The sequence below is a fragment of the Flavobacterium sp. HJJ genome (genome assembly GCF_015351475.1).
GTDB classification, from domain to species: domain Bacteria; phylum Bacteroidota; class Bacteroidia; order Flavobacteriales; family Flavobacteriaceae; genus Flavobacterium; species Flavobacterium marginilacus.
Genome location: NZ_JADKPR010000008.1, coordinates 70798 through 92536 on the forward strand (window position 1 = coordinate 70798; position 21739 = coordinate 92536).

The following is a 21739-nucleotide window of genomic DNA, read 5'->3' on the forward strand; positions in this document are numbered from 1 at the left end:
ATTTAGTTTTTATATTTTCTGTTCAACCACGATTCCGGTACATTTATAATACAGATATTCATCGTTTTATTATCCTCAGATAACATTGCCGATTCAAATTGTATTTTGGTTCCTTCTCTATTAAATGTGGGATGAATGTGATCTTTTGCCGTTTCTTTATGACCCGTTGTAAGCATTACTACCTCGCTTGTTTTTCTATCTATTAAATACAGACTTCTGGAAAAATCATCTCCTGCAGCCCATCTGCCATCAGATGAACCGTGAACATGCCAAAAACCACTGCCCGATTTTGTTTGACCAGCAATAATCATTTCCCTTGTTCTAAGATTAACAATAGCCAATCCTGTCGGTTTTTCACGAGTTCCTGTTGCTCCCCAATTACTTTCCTGTCCAGGATTTTCGGGATTTTTAACTTCTTTACTATCAGTAACCTCAGCAGGAGTTTCTTTTTGAATGTCAATTTTCCTATGTCCCATTATCGCCATTGCGACTTCATCTTTTCCAATTACTGCTTCGTGAGTAACCCATTCGTAAGGAGCTTCGGGATATAATGGCCGTAAGCCCGAACCATCGCCCATCACAGTCCAAGTACGTTGTGGTGACTTTCCTCCTGTTTCCCAGCAAAAAATAATTTCGTTGGGGTTCCACGTGTTCGATTGAATATGACCAATTTGAAAACCAACAGAAATTACATGTCTAAACTCTCCCGTTTTCAAATTCATACTAGAAATCCCTCCCGGTCCAGCTCCCATATTTCGAGGTCCAAAATTCTTTTCGAGAGCAGTATTCTTATCCAAATATTTTAAGGCTTCATTTTTACCTACTCTAAAATATACTTTATCTTCATTGGCATCCAAAGCCATATCACCTGAGGCTTCCATTTCGGATGGAGCTTTTCCACAAATGCGTTCATAGGCAGACACAGCCTGCATTGTTCCAGATTTACTGTCTTTAAAAACTTTATCCAAATCTACTTCCATGATTTGCATGGCTTTTTCGCCAGCATCACGCATAAAATAGACTTTCATCGATTTTTGGGCGATACAGAACGTTCCTGAATAACCGCCTTCTGTAACCTGAACTATGTCACCCGATTTTTCATTAACAGCCATAATTTCACCCTCAACACGATGCGAACGGAATAATACCCAATTGCCATCCGAAGTCCATTGCGGATGCGTTGGATAAATTTTAGAATCTCCGTTTGGTTTACTAGTCAAAAAAATGATTTCATAGCCCGTTACTGGGTCTTTGACAATCTTTTTTTCAGATGGGAAACGCTTTCCAATCTGACCAAAAGCAGTAACTGTAGAGAAAATATAAAACAATAAACATGCTGATTTTTGCTTCATAAGTAATTAAAATAATTTAATGATACCTTTTTAATGTAATACCAAGTATAAAATAGTCTGTTATATTTTCCTCACCCCAGCCCTCTCCAAAGTAGAGGGAGCTAAGATTGGAATATTTTATTCTCCTTTGGCAAAAACCATTTATTATCAAAATAATTCGTAATTGTTACTTGTTATCCTTTATTTTTTAATTGTATAGAACTGTCATTGACCTCAAACTGACTGTTATTTAACAGCGTGATCACTTCGGCACCAGCCAATAAAACAGGACCATAACCATGAGCTGCAAATGTGTTTATAGGACGGTAATAGTAAAACGCAGGATCAAATCCCATTCCTGTACCAACACAGGTTCCTTCAACCTGACCTTTGTCATTAACTTTTGATGCAACTGCATTCCAAGCCAATAAAACTGTTGGAGCATACGTCATTTTATCCACATATCCTCTATTTATAGCCCTTGCAATTGAATAAGCGTATATTGCTGTCGCAGAAGTTTCAAGATAAGTGTCGTTTCTGTCAATCAGCTGATGCCAAAAACCGGTTCCATCCTGATATTTTTGCAGTCCTGCAATATGAGCCTGTAATTGTGCCAAAACTTTTGGATATCCCGGATGATTTTTTGGCAATGTTTCTAATAATTCCACCATAGTCATAACCGCCCAGCCATTGGCTCTAGCCCAATGAAACTGAGGATGCACCTGCATAGATTCTACCCAGCCGTGCATATAAAGACCTTTTTCGGTATTAAACATTCTTTGTGAAAACTGCGTTACTTGTTTTACAGCATCATCAAAATATTTTACATCACCTGCATAACCGCCCATTTGTGCCAATGCAGGAACACTCATAAACATATCATCAAGCCACAGCGTGTTCATCTGCGGTCTGTTTCGCGCCAAAGTTCCATCACTCAGACGCTGCTGTTTTTGGCTTATGAACGTAATTAAATTATTGATTACTGGGTCTATATTTGATGCTAAACCCATATTTTTTGCTTTGATAAAAGCAGCACATAATGCTCCTGCATCATCCAAAGCATGTGGCTTAATTACCGAATGTATTGGAGAACCTTCGATGTTTTTTTCATCAGTATTGGCATAAAGATCAGCAATGAGCTTCAGTCTTTTGTTTACATAATCTTCGTAATTTTTATCAGAAGTCACTTGTGCTGTCAAGAGCATACCTGCATAGGTTACTCCCCATTCGTAACTAGTAAGTCTAAATGCTCCTTTATCAAAAGCAATGTTGCCGTCAATTTTCTTAAAATTGGTTACTTCTGAATTATCCTTTTTATTTACAGCTCTTGAAGCGGTATTTGCCTCTAAAAAATTATAAACTTTATCTAAAACTGCTTTTACGTTTTCTTTTTGAGGGATAACATACGGAGTTGGGTATTCTGGCTGAAGCAGATGCAGTGGAGCAGTAGCGTCATTTGTCTGAGATTGTGCAATTGCAAATACTCCCAAAAAAAATAAAACGAGAATCTGGTTTGGTTTTTTCATAATTCTTAGATTAAATTATTTTTTTGATTAGTCCATTATTTTATTTCAATACCGATTTTGGCTGAAAGCTGTTCAGCCAGAGCAGTAACATATTTGGCAAAATAAGCTGGGTCTTTAAAATTTGGATCAGCACTTAACTCCCAGCCCGCTACTGCATAATAACTTACAGGCTCATTATTTTTAACCGTTAATTTAGCCAGATAAGAATCAGTTAGCTGTCCTGTTTTAGGAGCTTCAATATAGCCCTTATATAACTTTTTTGGAACTATAATTGCTGTTCCTAATATCCATTGCTTTTCGTAAGTTAAATGTCCATGCTGTATTAAACAGACAAAATCCCCCGACTCAATTTCTTTTAAAGGATTCGTGTTATTAATATTGGAAAGAGCTGCCAGAAACACTTCATTTCCCTGAAGCCCGTTTACCTTTACTGTATTTTTATATCCGTACATTCCCGGCCAGATTGAAGTTGTCTCCTGTACCTGATACTTTTTCCCATTAATATCCCAATTATGATAATTATAACTTAAAACCGAATTCTCAGGTCCTTCACTTACAATTTTAAACGTTGTTGTTTCAATAGTATTTAAAGGTTCTTTGGCGGTAATTCCCAATCTTTTTATTTCATTATTGACCAATAAAGCATAACCTCCTAAACCTGCTGAGTTTCCAACTGGAAAAATATCTCTTCCCCAATCGTACATTTGGTGGTAATTATCTTCTACTGCACCTTTGCTGTTGATACCTACGTTTTCTGGAGTAATGGCTGGATTTTTTTTTCCAAAAACATCTTTAGCATTTCTTCCGTCTAAGTAATGCCTAAATCCTACTTTATCATTTTCCCAGGACGGACCATCTGTCTGATAACGCTGATAACCTAATGCAGTGTGCACTTCATTGGCTGGCATTATTTCTTCGACTGCTGGTTTTACTGGCTCCTCTTTTCCGGCTCTTTTTCCAAAACGAACGCTTGTTCTTATTGTAAATTTTGGATCAGTTACGGACCATTTTAGCACTAATTCTTTTTTCTCTTTGGCGGCAAAATCAGCAACCAGAAATATCTCATCCCATTTCCCGTCTCCATCTAGATCATTTAACTGTGCGGGAATAGTATCCTTTTGCTGCAGCAGAATTGGATAGCCAGCTGCATTTTTCACAACAGGAAGAAGGCTTCTTTTAATTTCAACTGCCTTTTGAGGCAGAGCAATATCCGATGTATTCTTCAGAACAATTTTTGAAGCACCTTCACTTTTTTGAGCTTTACAGCTGTTCAATGCAAGTACTGCAACTGTAATTGTTAAACCAAATTGAATACTTTTTTTCATTTTATTTACTTTTTCTATTAAAAAACATCAGAACTGCTGTTCCAAAATATTTTTTTTACAAACCTGACTATCAATTTCACACAGCAAAAACCTACTGAAAGCCTTCAGTATAATTCTTTAATCTGCTCTAAATTAATTTACAAAAAAAACGCTAAACCAAAAAGATTATAGCGTTTAAAAAGAATGTTTTGTAAAAACTCCACTTATAGAATTAACTTTCTTTTTAAAAAAATTTAAAACCACTAACTAAACCAAAACAACCGTAAAGAGTCATTAAACCAACATAGATTCAAATTTATCTATTAAAGCGGGTAAGAGTATCCTGTTGTATACTGCTAACTAACTAGTTCCCTTTAATCAATAAATTAATCCAGATGAAAAACTTCCTTTAACGAAGCCGAAAGCGGTGAATTATCAGGATTCGTCTCCATAATATCCCCCATGTATGCCCACCATTTTTTCACAATTGGATGATTTGGCAAAAATGCTGTATCAAAATCTGGACTTAATTTTTGAACTGCAAAAAGAATAAGTGTTTCTTCATCCAAAAAAATACTATAATCCTGAATTCCTGATTCAGACAGCAGGGATGCTAATTCTGGCCAGATTTCGTCATGTCTTTTTTTATATTCTGCTTCAAAACCTTTTTTTAATTTCATTTTGAAAGCATTTCTATAGGTGTTTTTCATTTTTATGGCTGTTTTAAATTTATATAAACAGGATTATCCCTGTGACAAACAATTTCGTTATTCTCTAATTCTAATTCGGCTGCTTGAATCGAACTTCTTCTGGTCTGGTAATTATCTATTCCTTTATTTTCGGGAGTTCTTCCTGGATGTGTAAAATAAAAAATATACGCTTTACCATTATTTACTACTACATCTGCATGTCCTCCAATAACCTTGTCATCTGTTCCTGTTCCGGGAATTTCAAGTATGTTTTTTGGCTGACGTTTCCAATTAATAAAATCATCAGACGAATATACACTCAATCCGCGCCAAATATCACAAATCATCCAGTTTTTGCCTTTCCACTGAAAAACTTTTGGCCCTTCGCCACGCTCTTTTACAACTTTTTTACCAGCATCTGTCCAATTATATAAATCAGGACTGTCTGCATAATAAATAGATTTTCCGTCATTTTCATTATTGTAATACATGCGCCAGGTTCCATTGGGCAATCTAAAAACAGAAGCATCTATACACCGCTCTGACGCTAATTTTAATTTTGATTCAAATTTCCAGTCTATTAAATTTTTACTCGTCAGATGAATAATAAAACGCGGATGGTACCAGTCTTCAAAAATCCCTGGAACAATCGTTAGATACATATGATACAAGCCTTTATTTTCAATAACATCTGGCGCCCAATGCGTAATTCCTGGCAATTTATAACCAATTTTACAAGTGTCTTTATAAACCCAATTCACTCCATTTGTTGATTCGGCGATTCCAATTCGAGTTCCGTGAACCCAGCTAATACCTTTGGCCGTTGAATCATTAGCCCTGCGATTGGTATAAAACATGAACCATTTTTTCTGTTTTTTGTTCCAAACAATAACTGGATCTGCGGTTCCATCAAAAACAGGATCCCGAAACAATGGTTTACTGGCTAAATTCTCAGATTTTTGTGCTTCTGCAGAGAAACTAAAAATCTGAAAAAACAGAAATAACATCAACAAAAACCTTTTATTTAATGCAATCATAACTGTTTTTCGTTTCTATTGATTTCCCCAATTGTCTGTTCTAAATGGTGAAGCTGGCAAATTTTCGGTATTGAATAAATTTGGATCAGGAACTGGCTTCCAAGCAAAACGAACAGCAATTGGATTTTTTACTTTATCAGAAGAAACAATTACGGTTTTCCCTTTAATTTTAGCTTCAGCTGGATAAAATACTTTGTCTTCGCCAGCAATTTCAAACTCTTTTAATGTTTCTCCTTTTTGAAGAAGACCAGATTCTGCATAATCAAAAAACAATTGTATTTGCTTTTTATCTGCTTTCATGTGATTGTAAATAGGTCCTGAGTAGACCAACTTACTTTCATTGTATGTTCTTGAACGAGCAATCAATGATAGTCTATATCCAACAGTCTGCTTATCGATTGGATGAATATTAGTTTCATTTCCAACATCTGTGGTAACCGCCATGCCGCTGTTTTTAATTTTATTCAAAGAAAGAAGCTGTGCCTCACGAATATAGGCATTCTGACCTTTGTGAGGTGCTATCTGAACATAATAAAATGGAAAATCACCTTGTTTCCAGTCGTCTCTCCAATTTTGCACCATTGCAGGGAACAAGGTTTGATACAGCAATGCTTTTTCGGCATTACTTTCTCCTTGATACCAGATAACTCCTTTCATCGTATAATTAATTACGGGATGCAGCATCCCATTATACAAAACATAAGGATATTTATTCTCATCTGTTTTCTTTGGCTTTTTGAGTTCTGCCGTTGCAGTCCCATTTTTCAAATTAGTATAATAAGTTTCTAAATCGGTATAATACTGCTTCTCTTTTTGAGCATTTTCTATCAGAATTGGAACTAAGTCTTTGTTCTCTTCTAAAACTTTTGCCGATGTCCAGGCTTCTGCTTTGGTACCTCCCCATGAAGTTGAGATCAATCCAATTGGCGTTTTAATATTTTGAAACAAATCACGACCAAAGAAGTAGGCAACTGCCGAAAAATCATTGATGCTTTCTGGAGAACATTCTTTCCAACTCCCTTTTACATCATCTAATGGTTTCTCTGAAGCTATAGTTGCTACGGTAAACAATCGGATTAATGGGAAATTAGCATTTTTGACTTCTTCTTCATAATTTTTTACTCCTGTTTTCCAGGTGCCTTCTTGTTTCCCAACAGGAAAGAACATATTGGACTGTCCTGAACAAATCCAGACTTCGCCCAGTAAAACATTATTAAGAACAATTTTATTGGAAGCCTGCAGTGTTATAGTATATTTTTTTTCGTCTGCTTTTGGAGTTGAAACTTCAGTTTTCCAATTTCCTTTGGCATCTGCTTTTGTTTCAACTAATTCTTTCTGCCATCCTAATTGAATTTGAATGTTTTCATTTGGCCCAGCCCAGCCCCACAAATTTACTTTTGCATTTTGCTGCAAAACCATATTATCACTTACAAGAGCCGGTAATTTTATCTGTGCATAAAGGAATTGACAAGCAATTAAAAAACAAAAAAGCAGCAGTTCTTTTTTAACTATTTTCATATCTTCTTTTTTACATTGAGTAGAGGATTTAAAAATACAGGACAACTTTTTAATAAGCGTCCTGTACTCTCCTGATTATAAAAAAACAAACCGCCTCAAAATAGTTATGAGACGGTTTATAGTTATTATAAAAATCAAAGATTAGTTATATCCTGGATTCTGCATTTCTTTTTTCTGAGCTGCTGTTAAAGGAGCTCCATTAGCATATATTCCGTCTAAGAAAGTTTGAGGAATAGGTCTCAAATTATGGTAATCTTTAATATTTGCAGCCGCTTCAATATTATATGCTTTTGCTCTAGCCACCAAAGTATTGGTTCTGCTTAAATCTTCCCAGCGGTGAAACTCTCCACAAAGTTCTCTAGATCGCTCATTCAAAACCAAACATAACATTCTGTCATAATCACCAGAATATCCTAACTTAGTAATTACTGCTTCATCACTCGCAGGCAAAGCTCCAATACTAGTTATATTCAAACTTGTTGCTGTAGTAACTGTAGCTGCAATATTATTGGACTCGTAGTAAGAACTTTCCGGAATATAAGATATTGGAATTCCTGCCTGTCCAGTTTGTGTATAGGCTGCACTTCCATCTGCATAAAGAGCACGATTTTCTCCACTTTTATAAGCAGCACGTGCACGAACAGTGTTAATATAAGGCAATGCATCTGCAAACGCAGCTCCACCTGCTTTTGCTAAACGTACTTTTGCTTCGGCTGCCATTAAATAGGTCTCTGCCGAGCGCGCTAAAACCACATCACGAGATCCTTTTGTAACACTCAAATCAACTCTATTTCCATCCATATACTTACTTAAAGAAGGAAAACGAACATCCGCCATTAATCCAACTTTATCTGCTGCATAAGCTACATATACACTTGGAATTGTTTTTCCTTTGTAGAGTATCGCTGGATTATCGTTATTTTTAGTTTTTGCAAAACGAGTGTCAGCAGCATTATTAACAATATACATAATACCTAGATCCCCATTTTTATAAACTGCTCCTGAAGCATTATTAACAATACTTTTGGTTTGAAAACTTTTCCAAAAACGAGAATCGTTTACCTGATCGTATATATCATACATAAAATAAGTAGGAGCTAAACGGCTAAATGGTCTTCCGCCTGCAAGATTACGCTTCATTTGAGGTAACTGATCATATGTAGAAAGGAAATACAGGTGTTGCTGATTTCCTCCAGTAGTCAAAGTATTCGCATTAAACTGTGCTGACAAGATTAATTCCGAAACTTTTTCATTTGCACCATCCGCAGCAGTATAATTCCATAAATCTCCAAAGTTTGCTGTCAATGGATGGTGAGAAATAACTTCATCAGATAACGTAACTACTTTTTGCAGATCAGCAGTTTTTGTAGAAGCATTCCAAGAATCATTAATTTCACTAGCACGGGCTAAATAAGCTTTTGCTAAATAATGAGCAGCGGCATCTTTTGTTATTTTAGCAGGAAATCCGGCATTGCTTAATAAATTATACGCTTGAGTAAAATCAGCTATTATCTGATCGAAAACTTGCTGCGGAGTTGCTCTGGTATATTCTAAATTTACTGATGAACTAGTCTTCAATACTAATGGCACACCACCATATTGACTTACTAATTTTAAATAATTAAAAGCTCTTAAAAAATATCCTTCTCCCAATGCCGTTTTCTTAATAGCATCATTGCTGGATACAATTGCTGTAGCGGATTCAATTAACTGATTGGCATTACCAATTCCACCAACATACAAATTGTCCCAATTCGTATTCGCCGCAACAGTATTAGCATTAGACACAGTCACAAAAGCCTGAAAACCTGAAGGAGAATAAGAATTCCAAGTCCAATTCGAAGGATCTCCTCCAGCATGAAATTCATCTGTACCTGACTCATTTGCTGTAAGAGGAACTTCTCCAGCTAATTCGGCTGCAAATGTTTGGTAATAAGCCCCAACTGCTAAAGCCTGAATTCCTGCTTCGGTTTTGTAATAATCCTTGTTATAAGCTGTAGTCAAATCCTCTTCGAGGAAATTATCATTACATGAGCTGCTAAGTACTAATGTAGCCACAAGAATTAAATGAATATATATTTTGTTATAATTTTTCATAATTTATTTTATTAAAATTCAATTTTAGAATTGCACATTTACTCCCATTGTAATTCCTCTGTTTGAAGCTGTAGTTTGCGTATCCAAATCAGTCCACTTAACTTTTGTGAAAACCATACCAGGATTATTTACTTGAAAATACAATCTCAGTTTAGATAGCCCTATTTTTTCCACCAAGTCATCTGAGAATCTATACCCTAAAGAGATATTTCTCATTTTTAAGAATGAACCATTACGATATCCTAAAGTAGGATAATAGGAATCACCTGTTCCTGCTGAATAGATTGGTTTTTGGTATTCAGAGTTGGTGTTGTTGTCATTGTAATAATTAATTGATCTCTGACTGCCTTTTGCTCCTTCATTTTCACCACCTGTATCATAAATATATCCCATTTTTCCATATACAAAGAAAGACAAATCAAGATTCTTATAATTGAAAGTATTTGTCATACCTACTATAAATTTTGGGTCTTTGTTGCCTATAATCACACGGTCGTTAGTAGCATCAATTTTATAATCACCGTTTTGATCAACAGGTCTCGCACTACCAAATGTAAACGCCCCTGGAGTTATAGCATTGAATTTAGCCATTTCCGCTGCGTCTTCTGGTTTCCAGATTCCGTTGGATTCGAAACCATAAATTGCATTTTGAGATTGACCTATAAAGAGGCTGTTATTGATATCGTTAACTTTACCATTCTGTAAAGTAACGATTTTATTTTTTTGATAGGAACCGCTAAAATTAGTACTCCATTCAAAGTCTTTAGCCTTAACATTGATAGTATTCAAAGTAAGTTCAACTCCATTTGCTTCTGTTTCTCCAACGTTTTGATAAGTGGTACTAACTCCAATAGGAGTAGGAACGCTTCTTTTAAATAATAAGTCAGTAGTATTACTTGTATAATATTCCAAAGCTCCCGATATTCTGCTATTTAACATGGAAAAATCCAAACCATAATTAAACTGTGTAGTTTCTTCCCAACCCAATAATTGATTAGCCAAAGAAGTATTATTAACAACCCCTGAACTCGTACCGTAGAGAATTCCTGTCAATGCTGGATCAGTTGTATAAGCTGGTACAGCGGAATTACCTGTCACACCATATCCTGCTCTCAATTTTAACAAATCAATCCAAGTGGTTCCTTTCATAAATGACTCTTTATCTAATCGCCATCCTAAAGATAAACTAGGAAAATCAGAACCTTTATGCCCAGGTGCCAGCTGAGAAGCATAATCCCTACGCCAAGAAGCAGTAAGCAGGTATTTATCTGCATAACCATAAGTGATTCTTCCCATATAAGACAATAAAGCTGTTTGATTCAATCCAGAAGAATAACCTGCTAAAGTTACATTGGAAGGAGTTAAAGCATTCCATTTATTCTCAGGATTTGGAATAGAATTGGCAGACATAGAACTTGATTCATTATGGTATTGTGTCTGACTTGCTAATAAAGTTAAACCGAAATTATGATTCCCAACAGTTTTGTTGTAAAAGATCAAATTGTCTAGTGTATAAGAAATAGTTTCCTCCTTTGTTAAGGAAGCAAAACTTGTTCCGGAACGAATAGCTGATTTTGCATCTAAGAAAACTCCATCACGATAAGAACTTAAATCCGGACCAAAATTTATACGGTATTTCAATCCATCAAGTACTGAAGAAATCGCTCCTAAGTCAAACTGAGTATATAAACTAGCAAAAGCACGCAAAGTAACACGCTGATCTTGTGAATATTTATATTCGTCTACAGGAGTCCTAATTGTAGAATCTCCACCTGGGCTATCAATTCTATTTCCATTAGCGTCATAAGGAACTGCATAAGGAAGATTTGTACGAGCTGTAGCATATATACCTGTAGAACTTGTAACAGCCGTTCTTCCTGTGTTCGATTGTCCATACTCGTTAATGGTATAACTAGTATTAAGATTGACTCCCATAGAGAACCACTTGGTTGGCGTGATATCAACATTTGCATTTGCACTATAGCGTTTATAACCCTGACCAAAGAGAGTACCTGTATTATCTAAGTAACCGAAAGAACCATAACCTTTCATTTTTTCAGTACCCCCGCTAACACTTAAATTGTGCTGTTGAGTAATTCCTGTACGGGTAACAAATTTAGTCCAATCAGTAGTAGCAACTTTAGAACCATCCCACACATCATTGCCATTACTATCCTTACTCCATCCTTTTGCTATGTTTGCCCAAGCTGCTGCATCGGCTGAAGCTAAGAAAATAGTTTTGTCATTCGCAATAGTTGGTGCATTTCCACTTGGAAAGCCTGCTGGATTAGTAGCACTAAGAGGGCTAGAATAATATTTACCCCAACGACGAAATTCAATATATTCTCCAGCTGACATCATTGGAGCGTTCTCGTGTATAGTTTCTGTGATGACAGAAGAGTCATAGTTTAATGTAAGTCTTCCATTTTTTCCTTTTTTAGTGGTTATAATAATAACCCCATTGGCTCCTCTAGAACCATAAATAGCCGTTGCCGAAGCGTCCTTTAAAACATCCATTGTTTCAATATCATTAGGATTTAAAAAATCAATCCCCCCTGAATTTGCATCAACAGTGATTTTTCCTGCTGAATCGGCCACCAGTTTTGTATTAATAGGAATCCCATCTACTACATAAAGCGGCGCATTGGTAGCTGAAATTGAACGAGCTCCACGTATAGTAACAGATCCTACCTGTCCAGGGCGCTCATTTGAGCCAACATCTACCCCTGCTGCTTTACCCTGCATAGCCTGAACAGCATTTTGAACGGGTCTGGAAGCAATTTCCTCTGCATCGACACTAACAATAGAGCCTGTTAAATCTTTTTTCTTTCTTACACCATATCCTACAACCACAACCTCATTTAAAGAATTACCCGCTTCCTTTAATGAGACATCATAATTACCTGCATCTCCTACTGTTTTTTCTTCAGATTTGAAACCGACAAAGCTAAACACAAGAATAGATCCCTTTGAGGCCTCAATAGAATAGGAACCATCGATGTCTGTACTTGTGCCTTTTGATGCAACACCTTTAACAAGCACATTCACACCAGGGATAGGAATTCCCGCGGCATCTTTGACAACACCTTTTACAGTTTTATTCTGCGCATAGAGTGATGAATCCAGTAATGAAAGCACCGCAATAATGAGCAGAAGAATAAATTTGTTTTTCATAAAAGTTAAATTTTAGTTAATTAGTTAACTCAAATTTATTTAGAACACTTTCATACACTATCCTGTACTGTCCTGTATTTCAATTTACAGATTCATAATTATCAGCTATTTATAAAATTATTATTGGATTTTTATCTTTTATATACTGTGCAATCGATTGAATTGAAATTAAATACTAAAAAATATGTTAAAAAATTGAATAATCATAAAAAATTATGCTTTTTTAAATTATTTATGTTTTTTTATTCATAAAAAAATATCATACTGAAAATTACATCATAAAATCATTAAATATTTCAAATTACAGATCAATTTAAAACTATAGCATCTATGACTTTTTAACTTTTACAAACAATTTCAAGCCGATAATTTAATTAGAATTTATAGTCTTCCATCAAATGTATTTTATAGACAATAAAAACAAAATCTTACAGCAATATCAGATGACCTAGTTGTAATATTATCGACATATGCCCTTAGAAGAAATAGAGAAAAGAAAATTATGTTTTTCATGATATTGGGAAGTATTAAAAACTTAACGGCAGTGCTTTGAAGTACACACTGAGAAAAACAATATATTAAAACTCCTGATTATAAGCAGAAAAAAAGGCTGTCTAAAATAGACAGCCTCCTTCTCATATTTAAAAACTAAAAAAGATTAATAACCTGGATTTTGCCAAGCCGCTTTTTGTGAAGCTGACAAATTCGATCCGTCTTTATTTAACACGCCATCAATAAACGTTTGCGGAATTGGACGAAGTTCATGCTTATTTGCCGTAATGAATACTGCCTCTGGGTTAAATGCCTTGGCTCTTTTAATTAAAGTTCCTGTACGTGACAAAGTTTCCCATCGGTCCCATTCACCTAATAACTCACGAGTACGTTCATTTAAAATAAAATTCAATGCTCTTTCTTTATCACCGGAAGCTCCTACTTTAGCAATAATAGCTTCATCTTCTGCTGGTAAATTAGCAGGAAATGATTTTAATGTCAAATCAGATGCCGCAGTAGTTACCGCCACTCCCGGATTAGACAAATAGTAGGTATTCATATTTAGGTTTGAATTAACATAATTTGTTGCTGCTGCACCTGTATTCAGAGAGTTTTTCTCAAATGCCTGAGAACCATCACTATAATAAGATCTGTTTTCTCCGCTTTTCCATTGAGCACGGCTGCGAACAACATTAATATCATTCATTGCATTACCATATTGTCCCATACGAACATAACATTCTGCACGCAAAAGATAAGTTTCACCAAGACGTGCCATGATTACGTCACGATGAGCATTACCTTTTTCAGCTGTACGTGACCCATCATCTGTTTTATTAATACCTGCAAAGAAATTACAAACATCTTGATTTTTAAACTTAGGCGCCACATAAACACCATTTTGATATAAAACTGATGCATTTGGAACAAATTGCCCTACTTTACTTGTCAAAGATCCAGATGTAGCTTTTTGACGACCAGCAATACTCCATTCTGGTAAACGGCCTGCATTATCTTTCCATGTCGGGTTTTGACTAAAGCAACCAAAGGTAAATCCATTATAAGTATTATCATTTTTGTCATTTAAAATCATTACAATACCCGGATCACCCAGCTTTACATTATTTGGATTAGGAGTCTTTACAGTATTTACTCCGTAAACTGTCTTAAATGTTTTCCACATACGAGCATCATTTACATGATCAAAAACACCATAGCTATACTCAGTAGGACGACAACGCTGAAAATCCATCGATCCAATCCAGATACCACGAGCGACCCAGCCACCTGCGAAACTTGAAAATTGAGGAGCAAAATAATTATAGGTTTGATTTCCAAATCGGCCTTCCGCGACAGCATCTCCGTTAAATCCAGCCGCCATCAATATTTCATTAAGCTGCTCATTTGGACAATCGATACCAGTCCAGTTAGCATACAAATCACTATAGTTTGGCGTTAACGCTCCACGAGAGCTAATTGCGTAGCTGCATGCATCAGCTGCTTCTTTATAATCGTCTGTTTTATAAGCACTGTTCCAAGCATCATTGCGTTCAGAAGAGCGGAACAATAATGCTTTTGCCAAGAAGTGTGCTGCAGTAGCTTTAGTCCATGTAATTCCTTTACCATAAGTAAAAACTTCACCCTCAAAAAGACTGTAAGCATTACGTAAATCAGATATAACCTGTTTCCAGCAATCCTCTTCACTTGAACGAGTAAAATTACGGACAACTGTTCCGACGATAGGTACAGTCTGAAGAACTACACCGCCATACTGAGCCGTAAGACGATAGTAATTATAGCCACGCAAAAAATAAGCATGAGCCAAACAACGATTACGAACTTTTACATCAGTAATAACTGTTGGTGCTTTTGCAATGATCGTATTAGCAGATGCAATACCATAATACATCTCATCCCAAAGTGCTGCTGGAGAAGTCGCATTATCATTGGCCGCACCTGTAGCTTTAGTTGCTCCTAATGGCCCCAAACTATTACCGTAAGTATTCCACATTTCATTTGTCAGGTCATTTGCATTTGTAAACTCATCAGTACCATAAAGATTGATTCCATAAGCCCATTCATAACCAAAATGCCATCTAATATTACCATAAAGAGACTCTGTCAGATCTGTAAGCCCTTGAGGTGTGTCAAAATAGGCAGCCGAATATTTATTTACCTGCTCCTCGTCAAGGAAATCATTTGAGCATGATGAAGACAATAGCCCCATCATTGCTAAAAAAACGATTCCAATATTTTTAAATTTATTCATTTTACAATTATTTTAATGTTAGTTTTTTACAACTTAAATTATTTATTAAAATCCAACTTCAAGTCCCATAACAAAACTTCTGTTATAAAATGTTGCATTTACATCAAAATCGTACCAGCTCAAAGATTGATAAATATTACCCGGATTTATTGCCTGAGCATATAATTTCATATTTGCTACACCAATTTTAGAAGCAAGATCTTTAGGAAAATTATAACCCAAAGAAATATTACGAATCTTAACAAATGCTGCATCTGTGAATCCAAGAAGCCCAGAATATACATCCTTTGAACCAGCTGTTGCTTGCCCAAGAATAGGCTTTTGGAACTCAGCACCCGTGTTTGATGGTGTCCAATAATCCGTTTCACGCTGATTTGCATGAGCCGTCATTGCTTCTCCTCCTAAATTTGCAGTATATCCCATACGGCCGTATATTTCAACACCCAATTCAAGACCTTTATAACTAAATGAGTTATTCCAGCCCATTGTCCAATTAGGATTACTGTTTCCAAGAACTACTCTATCAGCTTCTGTCATTTTGTAATCACCATTTTGGTCTTTAGGACGAACATTACCTACCGTAAATCTATCTCCGCCAGGGACAGCATTCCACTTAGCCATTTCAGCAAGATCCTCAGGAGTGTTTTGCCATACTCCAAGGTTGTCATAACCGTATTGAGCATCAATAGATTTACCAATAAACAATCTATTGGCTACCATGTCATTTTTTCCATAAGCCAATTCTTCTATTCTATCTTTTTGCCAAGCACCAATCAAACTAGTTTCCCAGCTAAATCCATTTTCTAACTGCACCGGAATTAAATTAAGTGTAAGCTCAATACCTTTATTACTTGTCTTGCCAATATTTTCATATGTTGAAGCATAACCTGTTACTGTAGAAACAGGCATATTCAAAATTAAATCACTCGTATAAGTTTTATAGGCCTCGATACTACCGTTAATTCTGTTGTTCAAAATACCAAAATCAACACCCAAGTTATACTGTGTTGTTATTTCCCATCCAAGCACCTTGTTAGCCATTGGAACCATGTTTGCTGGAGTTGTATAATTAGGCTCATTAGTAGTATAAGCTATTTCGTTAGGCATCCCATTGAAAGGAACGTAAACAGAAGTAAGGGAACCTTTTGACGCATAAGGATCTACACTTGCACTACCTGTTGAACCAAAACCTAAACGAAGTTTTAGATTTTGAACCCAATTTACATTTTTAAAGAAATCCTCCTTATTAATACGCCACGCAAGTGCAGCTGATGGGAAAAAATCCCATTTAAATCCTTCAGCCAACTGAGAAGCCGCGTCATAACGCCCAGACATTGTCAACAAGTAGCGATCATCATATCCATAGCTCAAACGACCCAAGTAGGACGTCAATTGGCGCTCAGTAATTCCAGAACTAATTCCTACTTTATTAGCAGCATTAGTAACATCTACAGTCCCGAAAGCATTCCATGTAAATTTTGAATAAGGTATATTATTAGCATTCATCGATGAATTTTCATAATTCCAAGATGATGCAGACTGTACAAGTGTAACGCCAAAATTGTGTTTCTCTGCAAAAGTACGTTCATATGCTATTATATTATCTAAAGTCCATGAAAAATCGCGGCGATTTTGAAGCCTAGCATAATTTGCCCCTACAATTCCACCTGCACTCATCCTATTTACAGATGTTCCATCAATATAAACCCCCTCTCTCCAATGACGGAAATCAGGACCAAAATTCAACTTATAAGTAAGCCCTTTCAACGGCTCCCAAATCTTACCAATATTTACTGCTGCCGAGAAACTACCTAAAATACGCATCGTTTGCGACAATTGAGTACTTTTGTCCCATTCATTCATAATACTATAAATAGTACTTTCTCCTCCAGGATTTATTAATAAGTTACCATTCGCATCATAAGGAACCGCCATATTATAAATTGATTTGGCAGCTAAATAGATTGAATTAGGTCCTGTACTACTGCTTGCTCCTAAAGTTGACATACCATAATCTTGCTCACTCCAAGAAGTATTCAACGTTAAAGACATTTTAAACCAGTCAACAGGAGTAATATTACTACTAAGTTTTGCACTATAACGTTTATATGATTGCCCTTTTTGAGTACCCTCATTATTCAAGTATCCAAATGAACCATAACTGTTCACTTTATCTGATCCACCACTTGCACTCAAAACGTGCTCAGTTGTAATTCCTGTTTGGGTTACAAAATCTGTCCAATCAGTATTCTTTACCTTAGAAGGATCCCAAGTACCACTAGCCCAGCCATTCAAGACATTATCTCTGGTAGACTGTCCGTCAAGTGCACTGTCAAAAATCAATTTGTCGTTTGCATACGTAGGAGCATCCGGACTTGCATAAGTAGCTGGATTAAGATTGTAAGCAGCCGAACGTCTGAAATTTATAAAATCTTCAGCACTCATTGACGGTGATCTGTCAACTATATCAGATGTAGTAACCGTTCCCGAATAATTCAAGCTGAACTGACCAGATTTACCTTGTTTTGTAGTTACAATGATAACCCCATTTGCACCACGAGATCCGTAAATAGCTGTTGCAGAAGCATCCTTAAGGATGTCGATAGTTGCAATATCTTTTGGATTAAGCGTTTCGATACCAGAACCGGACAACAAAGGCACTCCATCCACTACATAAAGCGGTTCACTGCTTGCGCCTATAGATCGCTTACCACGAATACGAATTGTTCCAACAGTACCTGGACGCTGATTTGATGTAATATCCACTCCGGCAGCTTTACCCTGTAAGGCCTCAATAGCATTATTTACTGGTCTAGAAGTCAAAGCTTCTGCATTGATACTCGATACAGATCCTGTCACATCTTTCTTTTTAACCGCGGCATATCCAATAACTACTACTTCATTAAGAGTAGCTGTTTCTTCTCTTAAAGTCACATTTAAAGCATCTGAAGTTCCAACGACTCTCTCTATTGTTTTTGTTCCTGTAAAACTAAAAACTAAAATGTCGCCCGTCTTGGCATCAATAGAATAATGTCCGTCAAAATCAGAACTTATTCCTTTTTTTAATCCCTTAATCGTCACATTTGCTCCAGGAATTGGTAATCCAGTTGGGTCTGTAATTACTCCCTTTATGGCCTTATTCTGCGCATATGTTACCGTTTGTAACAAAGCAAACAAAACCATAAAAACCCAAAGACTTGTTTTATTTTTCATAAAAAGTTAAATATAGGTTAATATTAATCCTCAAAATTATTTATCATTATGACGCTTACTATCCTGCAGTATCCTGCAACATGACTATGTTTTATTGTATAGAAATCCTTAATAAAAACAAATCTCTTGTTAAAATATTCATAATAAGTTGTTTAGGTGTTGTTAAGAATTATTCAAAAAAAAATATTTTTTTGAAATAATTTCATAAAACATTGATTACAAAAAAATAAAATTTTAAGAAAGTCTCAATTTTAACAAACAGGACGCAACAGGACACCTATTAAAGCACATAATTCTATTTTTACGTTCTTTATATCCATACTATATCAACAACTAATTAGCCACAAATGATAGTTAAAAAAGCTAGTTTATTTACAGTAATCGCATTAACATTTATTTCTATAACTTCTGCACAAACTGTATCTAAATTTCGTTTGCAGGAAATAAGCAATATCAATCAGCCTTGGGTCCGATGGTGGTGGATGGGAAATGCCGTAGACAAACCCGGCCTGAAAAAAAGTTTAATCGATTTTCACAAAGCGGGAATCGGCGGTGTAGAGATTACTCCCATATACGGTGTAAAAGGCGAAGAAAATAATTTTATAGATTATCTATCGCCAAAATATATGGAAATGTTAGGCTATACTGTAAAAATTGCAGACAGCCTGAAAATGCAGGTCGATATGGTTCTTGGAACGGGATGGCCTTATGGAGGTCCGCAGGTTACACTTCCTTATGCAGCAACAAAACTAGTTGTAGAAAAATACCAAGTTAAAAAAAACGAACTTTTTAATAAAGAGATAAAAGCCGATCCTGAAAAAGAAAAAATACCAGCACAATTAATATCGGTTTCAGCATATGGAGACGATGGGTCTTATTTTGACCTGACAGACCAATTAAAAGCAAATCTGCTGAACTGGAAGGCAAAAAAAACAAATTACACCCTGTATGCCGTTTTTGCAGGTAAAACAGGACAGCAGGTAAAACGTTCAGCACCTGGAGGTAAAGGATACACTTTAGATCATTATTCGGAACTTGCTTTCAACGAATATGTTGTTCCTTTTGACAATGCATTAGTAGGATTTGAAGGAAAGTTAAGAGCCATTTTTAACGACAGTTATGAAGTATATGGAACCGATTTCACTCCTTTGTTTCTTCAGAAATTTAAAAAACGCAGAGGGTATGATTTAAAAATGCATATTCCGGAATTGTTAAGCGAGAACGACAATGAAATAGGCAACAGAATTAAAAGTGATTATAGGGAAACTATTTCTGATTTACTGTTGAATAAATTTGATCTCCCTTGGACAAAATGGGCAAACAGCAAAAATTACAAAACCAAACTGCAGGCACATGGATCACCTGGGAATTTAATCGATTTATACGCTTCTGCCGATATTCCAGAATGCGAAACCTTTGGATCAATGCCTTATGACATTCCAGGTTTTAGACGTGAAAAACAGGATATCCGCGAAGGCGATGCTGATCCGGTAATGTTGAAATTTTCATCATCTGCAGCGCATATTTCAGGAAAACCTTTAGTTTCTTCAGAATCATTTACATGGCTTAGAGAACACTTTAAAACCGCGTTGTCACAATGTAAACCCGAAGTAGAAGACTTATTTTTAAACGGTGTCAATCACGCTTTTTTACACGGTTCTACTTACTCTCCAGACAGAGCTGCGTGGCCAGGATGGAAATTTTATGCTTCCGTAAATTTCAACAGCAACAATACTATTTGGGAAGATGCTCCTGCATTATTTTCTTATATCGCCAATTGTCAATCTTTGCTTCAACAAGGAAAACCGGACAATGAAATTTTATTGTACTGGCCTATTTATGACGTTTGGAGTAAATACGACAAAGGCTCTCTGTTTATGCAGTTCAAAATTCATTCTTTATCAGAATGGCTTTATGGAACTTCATTTTATGACACTACCAAAAACTTAATGAGTAAAGGCTATAGCGTCGATTTCATTTCGGATTCCTTTATAAAACAGGCAGTTGTAAAAGACGGATTAATAGTTTTGCCAGGCGGAAATTTCAAATCACTGGTTGTCCCAGTCTGCAGAACAATGCCATTGGAAACATTAAAAAAGTTAATCGATTTAAAGAAAAATGGAGCTAAAATTATCTTTGAAGGGCTGCCGGAATCTGTTCCTGGATTTAATGAATATGAAAAACAGAATGCCGAATTACAAAAAATATTAGCCGAGAATAAAAGCTTAACACAGCCTGTTTCGGATATTTTTCAAAGCCTAAGTTCAGAGAATATCAATCCTGAAAGTTTGGTTCAAACTGGATTAAAATTCACACGAAGAACTCTTGACAACGAAAAACTATATTATTTAGTAAATCATACCAACAAAACTATTGAAGGAATGATTCCATTACAAATCGGTAATAAAGAAGTAGTTATATATGATCCGTTAACTAATCTGTACGGCAATGCTATTGTGCAAAAATCGAATGATCAGACACTTGTAAAACTACATATCGAAGCTGGAAAATCACTGATACTGATTACAGAAAATACAGCAAGCCAGCAAAAATGGAACTATTGGGAAACAGCATCTGCTACAGTTCCTTTAAACGGAAAATGGCAGTTAAATTTTGACAAAGGCGGACCTGAACTTCCACAGCCTGCTGCAATAACAGCCTTGGAGTCCTGGACAAAATTATCACCGCAAGCCGAAGCTTTTTCGGGTTCTGCCACTTACACTTTGCAGTTTGACAGTCCAAAAACTACTGCCGAAAATTGGACTCTAAATCTTGGTGATGTCCGCGAAAGTGCCAAAGTTTGGTTAAACGGTACATTTATCGGAACGGCTTGGTCTGTTCCTTATCAATTAAACATTGGCAGATTGAAACCAGGTAAAAACGAACTTAAAATTCAGGTTACCAATCTGGCTGCCAACAGAATTCGCGATATGGAACTCAAAGGAATAGAATGGAAAATATTTTATGAAATCAATATGGTTGACAAGGATTATAAAAAATTTGATGCAACCAAATGGGATCCGACTCCTTCAGGATTGTTAGGCCCTGTTTCTATTACTCCTTTAAAAAACGAAATCACGAAATAAATC

The 21739-nt window shown here is 36.0% G+C and carries 11 protein-coding genes; 1 reads left to right on the forward strand and 10 read right to left on the reverse strand.

What is annotated here, in order from left to right; translation table 11 throughout:
• Positions 1–2: 2 nt before the first annotated feature.
• The 10 genes from IRZ80_RS08440 to IRZ80_RS08485 form a co-directional block, all read right to left on the reverse strand.
• On the reverse strand, positions 3–1352 hold the full coding sequence (locus IRZ80_RS08440; RefSeq protein ID WP_194641121.1) for a hypothetical protein: 1350 nt from the start codon (positions 1350–1352) through the stop codon (positions 3–5).
• A 173-nt stretch (positions 1353–1525) separates the two neighbouring features.
• On the reverse strand, positions 1526–2857 hold the full coding sequence (locus IRZ80_RS08445) for a glycoside hydrolase family 105 protein (protein WP_194641122.1): 1332 nt from the start codon (positions 2855–2857) through the stop codon (positions 1526–1528).
• Between the two features lie 35 nt (positions 2858–2892).
• Positions 2893–4182 (reverse strand): DUF4861 domain-containing protein, encoded by a 1290-nt coding sequence (locus IRZ80_RS08450; protein WP_194641123.1) that lies wholly within the window; start codon positions 4180–4182, stop codon positions 2893–2895.
• A gap of 365 nt (positions 4183–4547) precedes the next feature.
• The gene (rhaM, locus tag IRZ80_RS08455) at positions 4548–4871 is read right to left on the reverse strand and encodes an L-rhamnose mutarotase (protein WP_194641124.1); all 324 of its coding nucleotides are present in this window, start codon (positions 4869–4871) and stop codon (positions 4548–4550) included.
• A 2-nt stretch (positions 4872–4873) separates the two neighbouring features.
• Entirely contained in the window at positions 4874–5857 is a 984-nt protein-coding gene (locus IRZ80_RS08460; RefSeq protein WP_228520843.1) for a family 43 glycosylhydrolase, read from the reverse strand.
• Positions 5858–5902: 45 nt separating this feature from the next.
• Positions 5903–7405: a sialate O-acetylesterase gene (locus IRZ80_RS08465; RefSeq protein WP_194641126.1), complete on the reverse strand. Its 1503-nt coding sequence runs from the start codon at positions 7403–7405 to the stop codon at positions 5903–5905.
• Between the two features lie 141 nt (positions 7406–7546).
• Positions 7547–9502 (reverse strand): RagB/SusD family nutrient uptake outer membrane protein, encoded by a 1956-nt coding sequence (locus IRZ80_RS08470; protein WP_194641127.1) that lies wholly within the window; start codon positions 9500–9502, stop codon positions 7547–7549.
• Between the two features lie 24 nt (positions 9503–9526).
• Positions 9527–12676 (reverse strand): SusC/RagA family TonB-linked outer membrane protein, encoded by a 3150-nt coding sequence (locus tag IRZ80_RS08475; protein WP_194641128.1) that lies wholly within the window; start codon positions 12674–12676, stop codon positions 9527–9529.
• A 658-nt stretch (positions 12677–13334) separates the two neighbouring features.
• Positions 13335–15437 (reverse strand): RagB/SusD family nutrient uptake outer membrane protein, encoded by a 2103-nt coding sequence (locus IRZ80_RS08480; RefSeq protein WP_194641129.1) that lies wholly within the window; start codon positions 15435–15437, stop codon positions 13335–13337.
• A gap of 45 nt (positions 15438–15482) precedes the next feature.
• The gene (locus IRZ80_RS08485) at positions 15483–18650 is read right to left on the reverse strand and encodes a SusC/RagA family TonB-linked outer membrane protein (protein ID WP_194641130.1); all 3168 of its coding nucleotides are present in this window, start codon (positions 18648–18650) and stop codon (positions 15483–15485) included.
• A gap of 347 nt (positions 18651–18997) precedes the next feature.
• Here IRZ80_RS08485 and IRZ80_RS08490 point away from each other — a divergent pair, with 347 nt between their 5' ends.
• Positions 18998–21736 carry a glycosyl hydrolase gene (locus tag IRZ80_RS08490; protein WP_194641131.1) on the forward strand — a complete coding sequence of 913 codons (2739 nt, stop codon included), beginning with the start codon at positions 18998–19000 and terminating at the stop codon, positions 21734–21736.
• Positions 21737–21739 lie beyond the last annotated feature (3 nt).

Excerpts from the sequence above, each read along its gene's own strand:
- IRZ80_RS08485 (WP_194641130.1), bottom strand. The coding sequence starts at position 18,650 with ATGAAAAATAAAACAAGTCTTTGGGTTTTTATGGTTTTGTTTGCTTTG.
- rhaM (WP_194641124.1), bottom strand. The coding sequence starts at position 4,871 with ATGAAAAACACCTATAGAAATGCTTTCAAAATGAAATTAAAAAAAGGT.
- IRZ80_RS08460 (WP_228520843.1), bottom strand. The coding sequence starts at position 5,857 with ATGTTATTTCTGTTTTTTCAGATTTTTAGTTTCTCTGCAGAAGCACAA.
- IRZ80_RS08490 (WP_194641131.1), top strand. The coding sequence starts at position 18,998 with ATGATAGTTAAAAAAGCTAGTTTATTTACAGTAATCGCATTAACATTT.
- IRZ80_RS08465 (WP_194641126.1), bottom strand. The coding sequence starts at position 7,405 with ATGAAAATAGTTAAAAAAGAACTGCTGCTTTTTTGTTTTTTAATTGCT.
- IRZ80_RS08445 (WP_194641122.1), bottom strand. The coding sequence starts at position 2,857 with ATGAAAAAACCAAACCAGATTCTCGTTTTATTTTTTTTGGGAGTATTT.
- IRZ80_RS08475 (WP_194641128.1), bottom strand. The coding sequence starts at position 12,676 with ATGAAAAACAAATTTATTCTTCTGCTCATTATTGCGGTGCTTTCATTA.
- IRZ80_RS08450 (WP_194641123.1), bottom strand. The coding sequence starts at position 4,182 with ATGAAAAAAAGTATTCAATTTGGTTTAACAATTACAGTTGCAGTACTT.
- IRZ80_RS08440 (WP_194641121.1), bottom strand. The coding sequence starts at position 1,352 with ATGAAGCAAAAATCAGCATGTTTATTGTTTTATATTTTCTCTACAGTT.
- IRZ80_RS08480 (WP_194641129.1), bottom strand. The coding sequence starts at position 15,437 with ATGAATAAATTTAAAAATATTGGAATCGTTTTTTTAGCAATGATGGGG.
- IRZ80_RS08470 (WP_194641127.1), bottom strand. The coding sequence starts at position 9,502 with ATGAAAAATTATAACAAAATATATATTCATTTAATTCTTGTGGCTACA.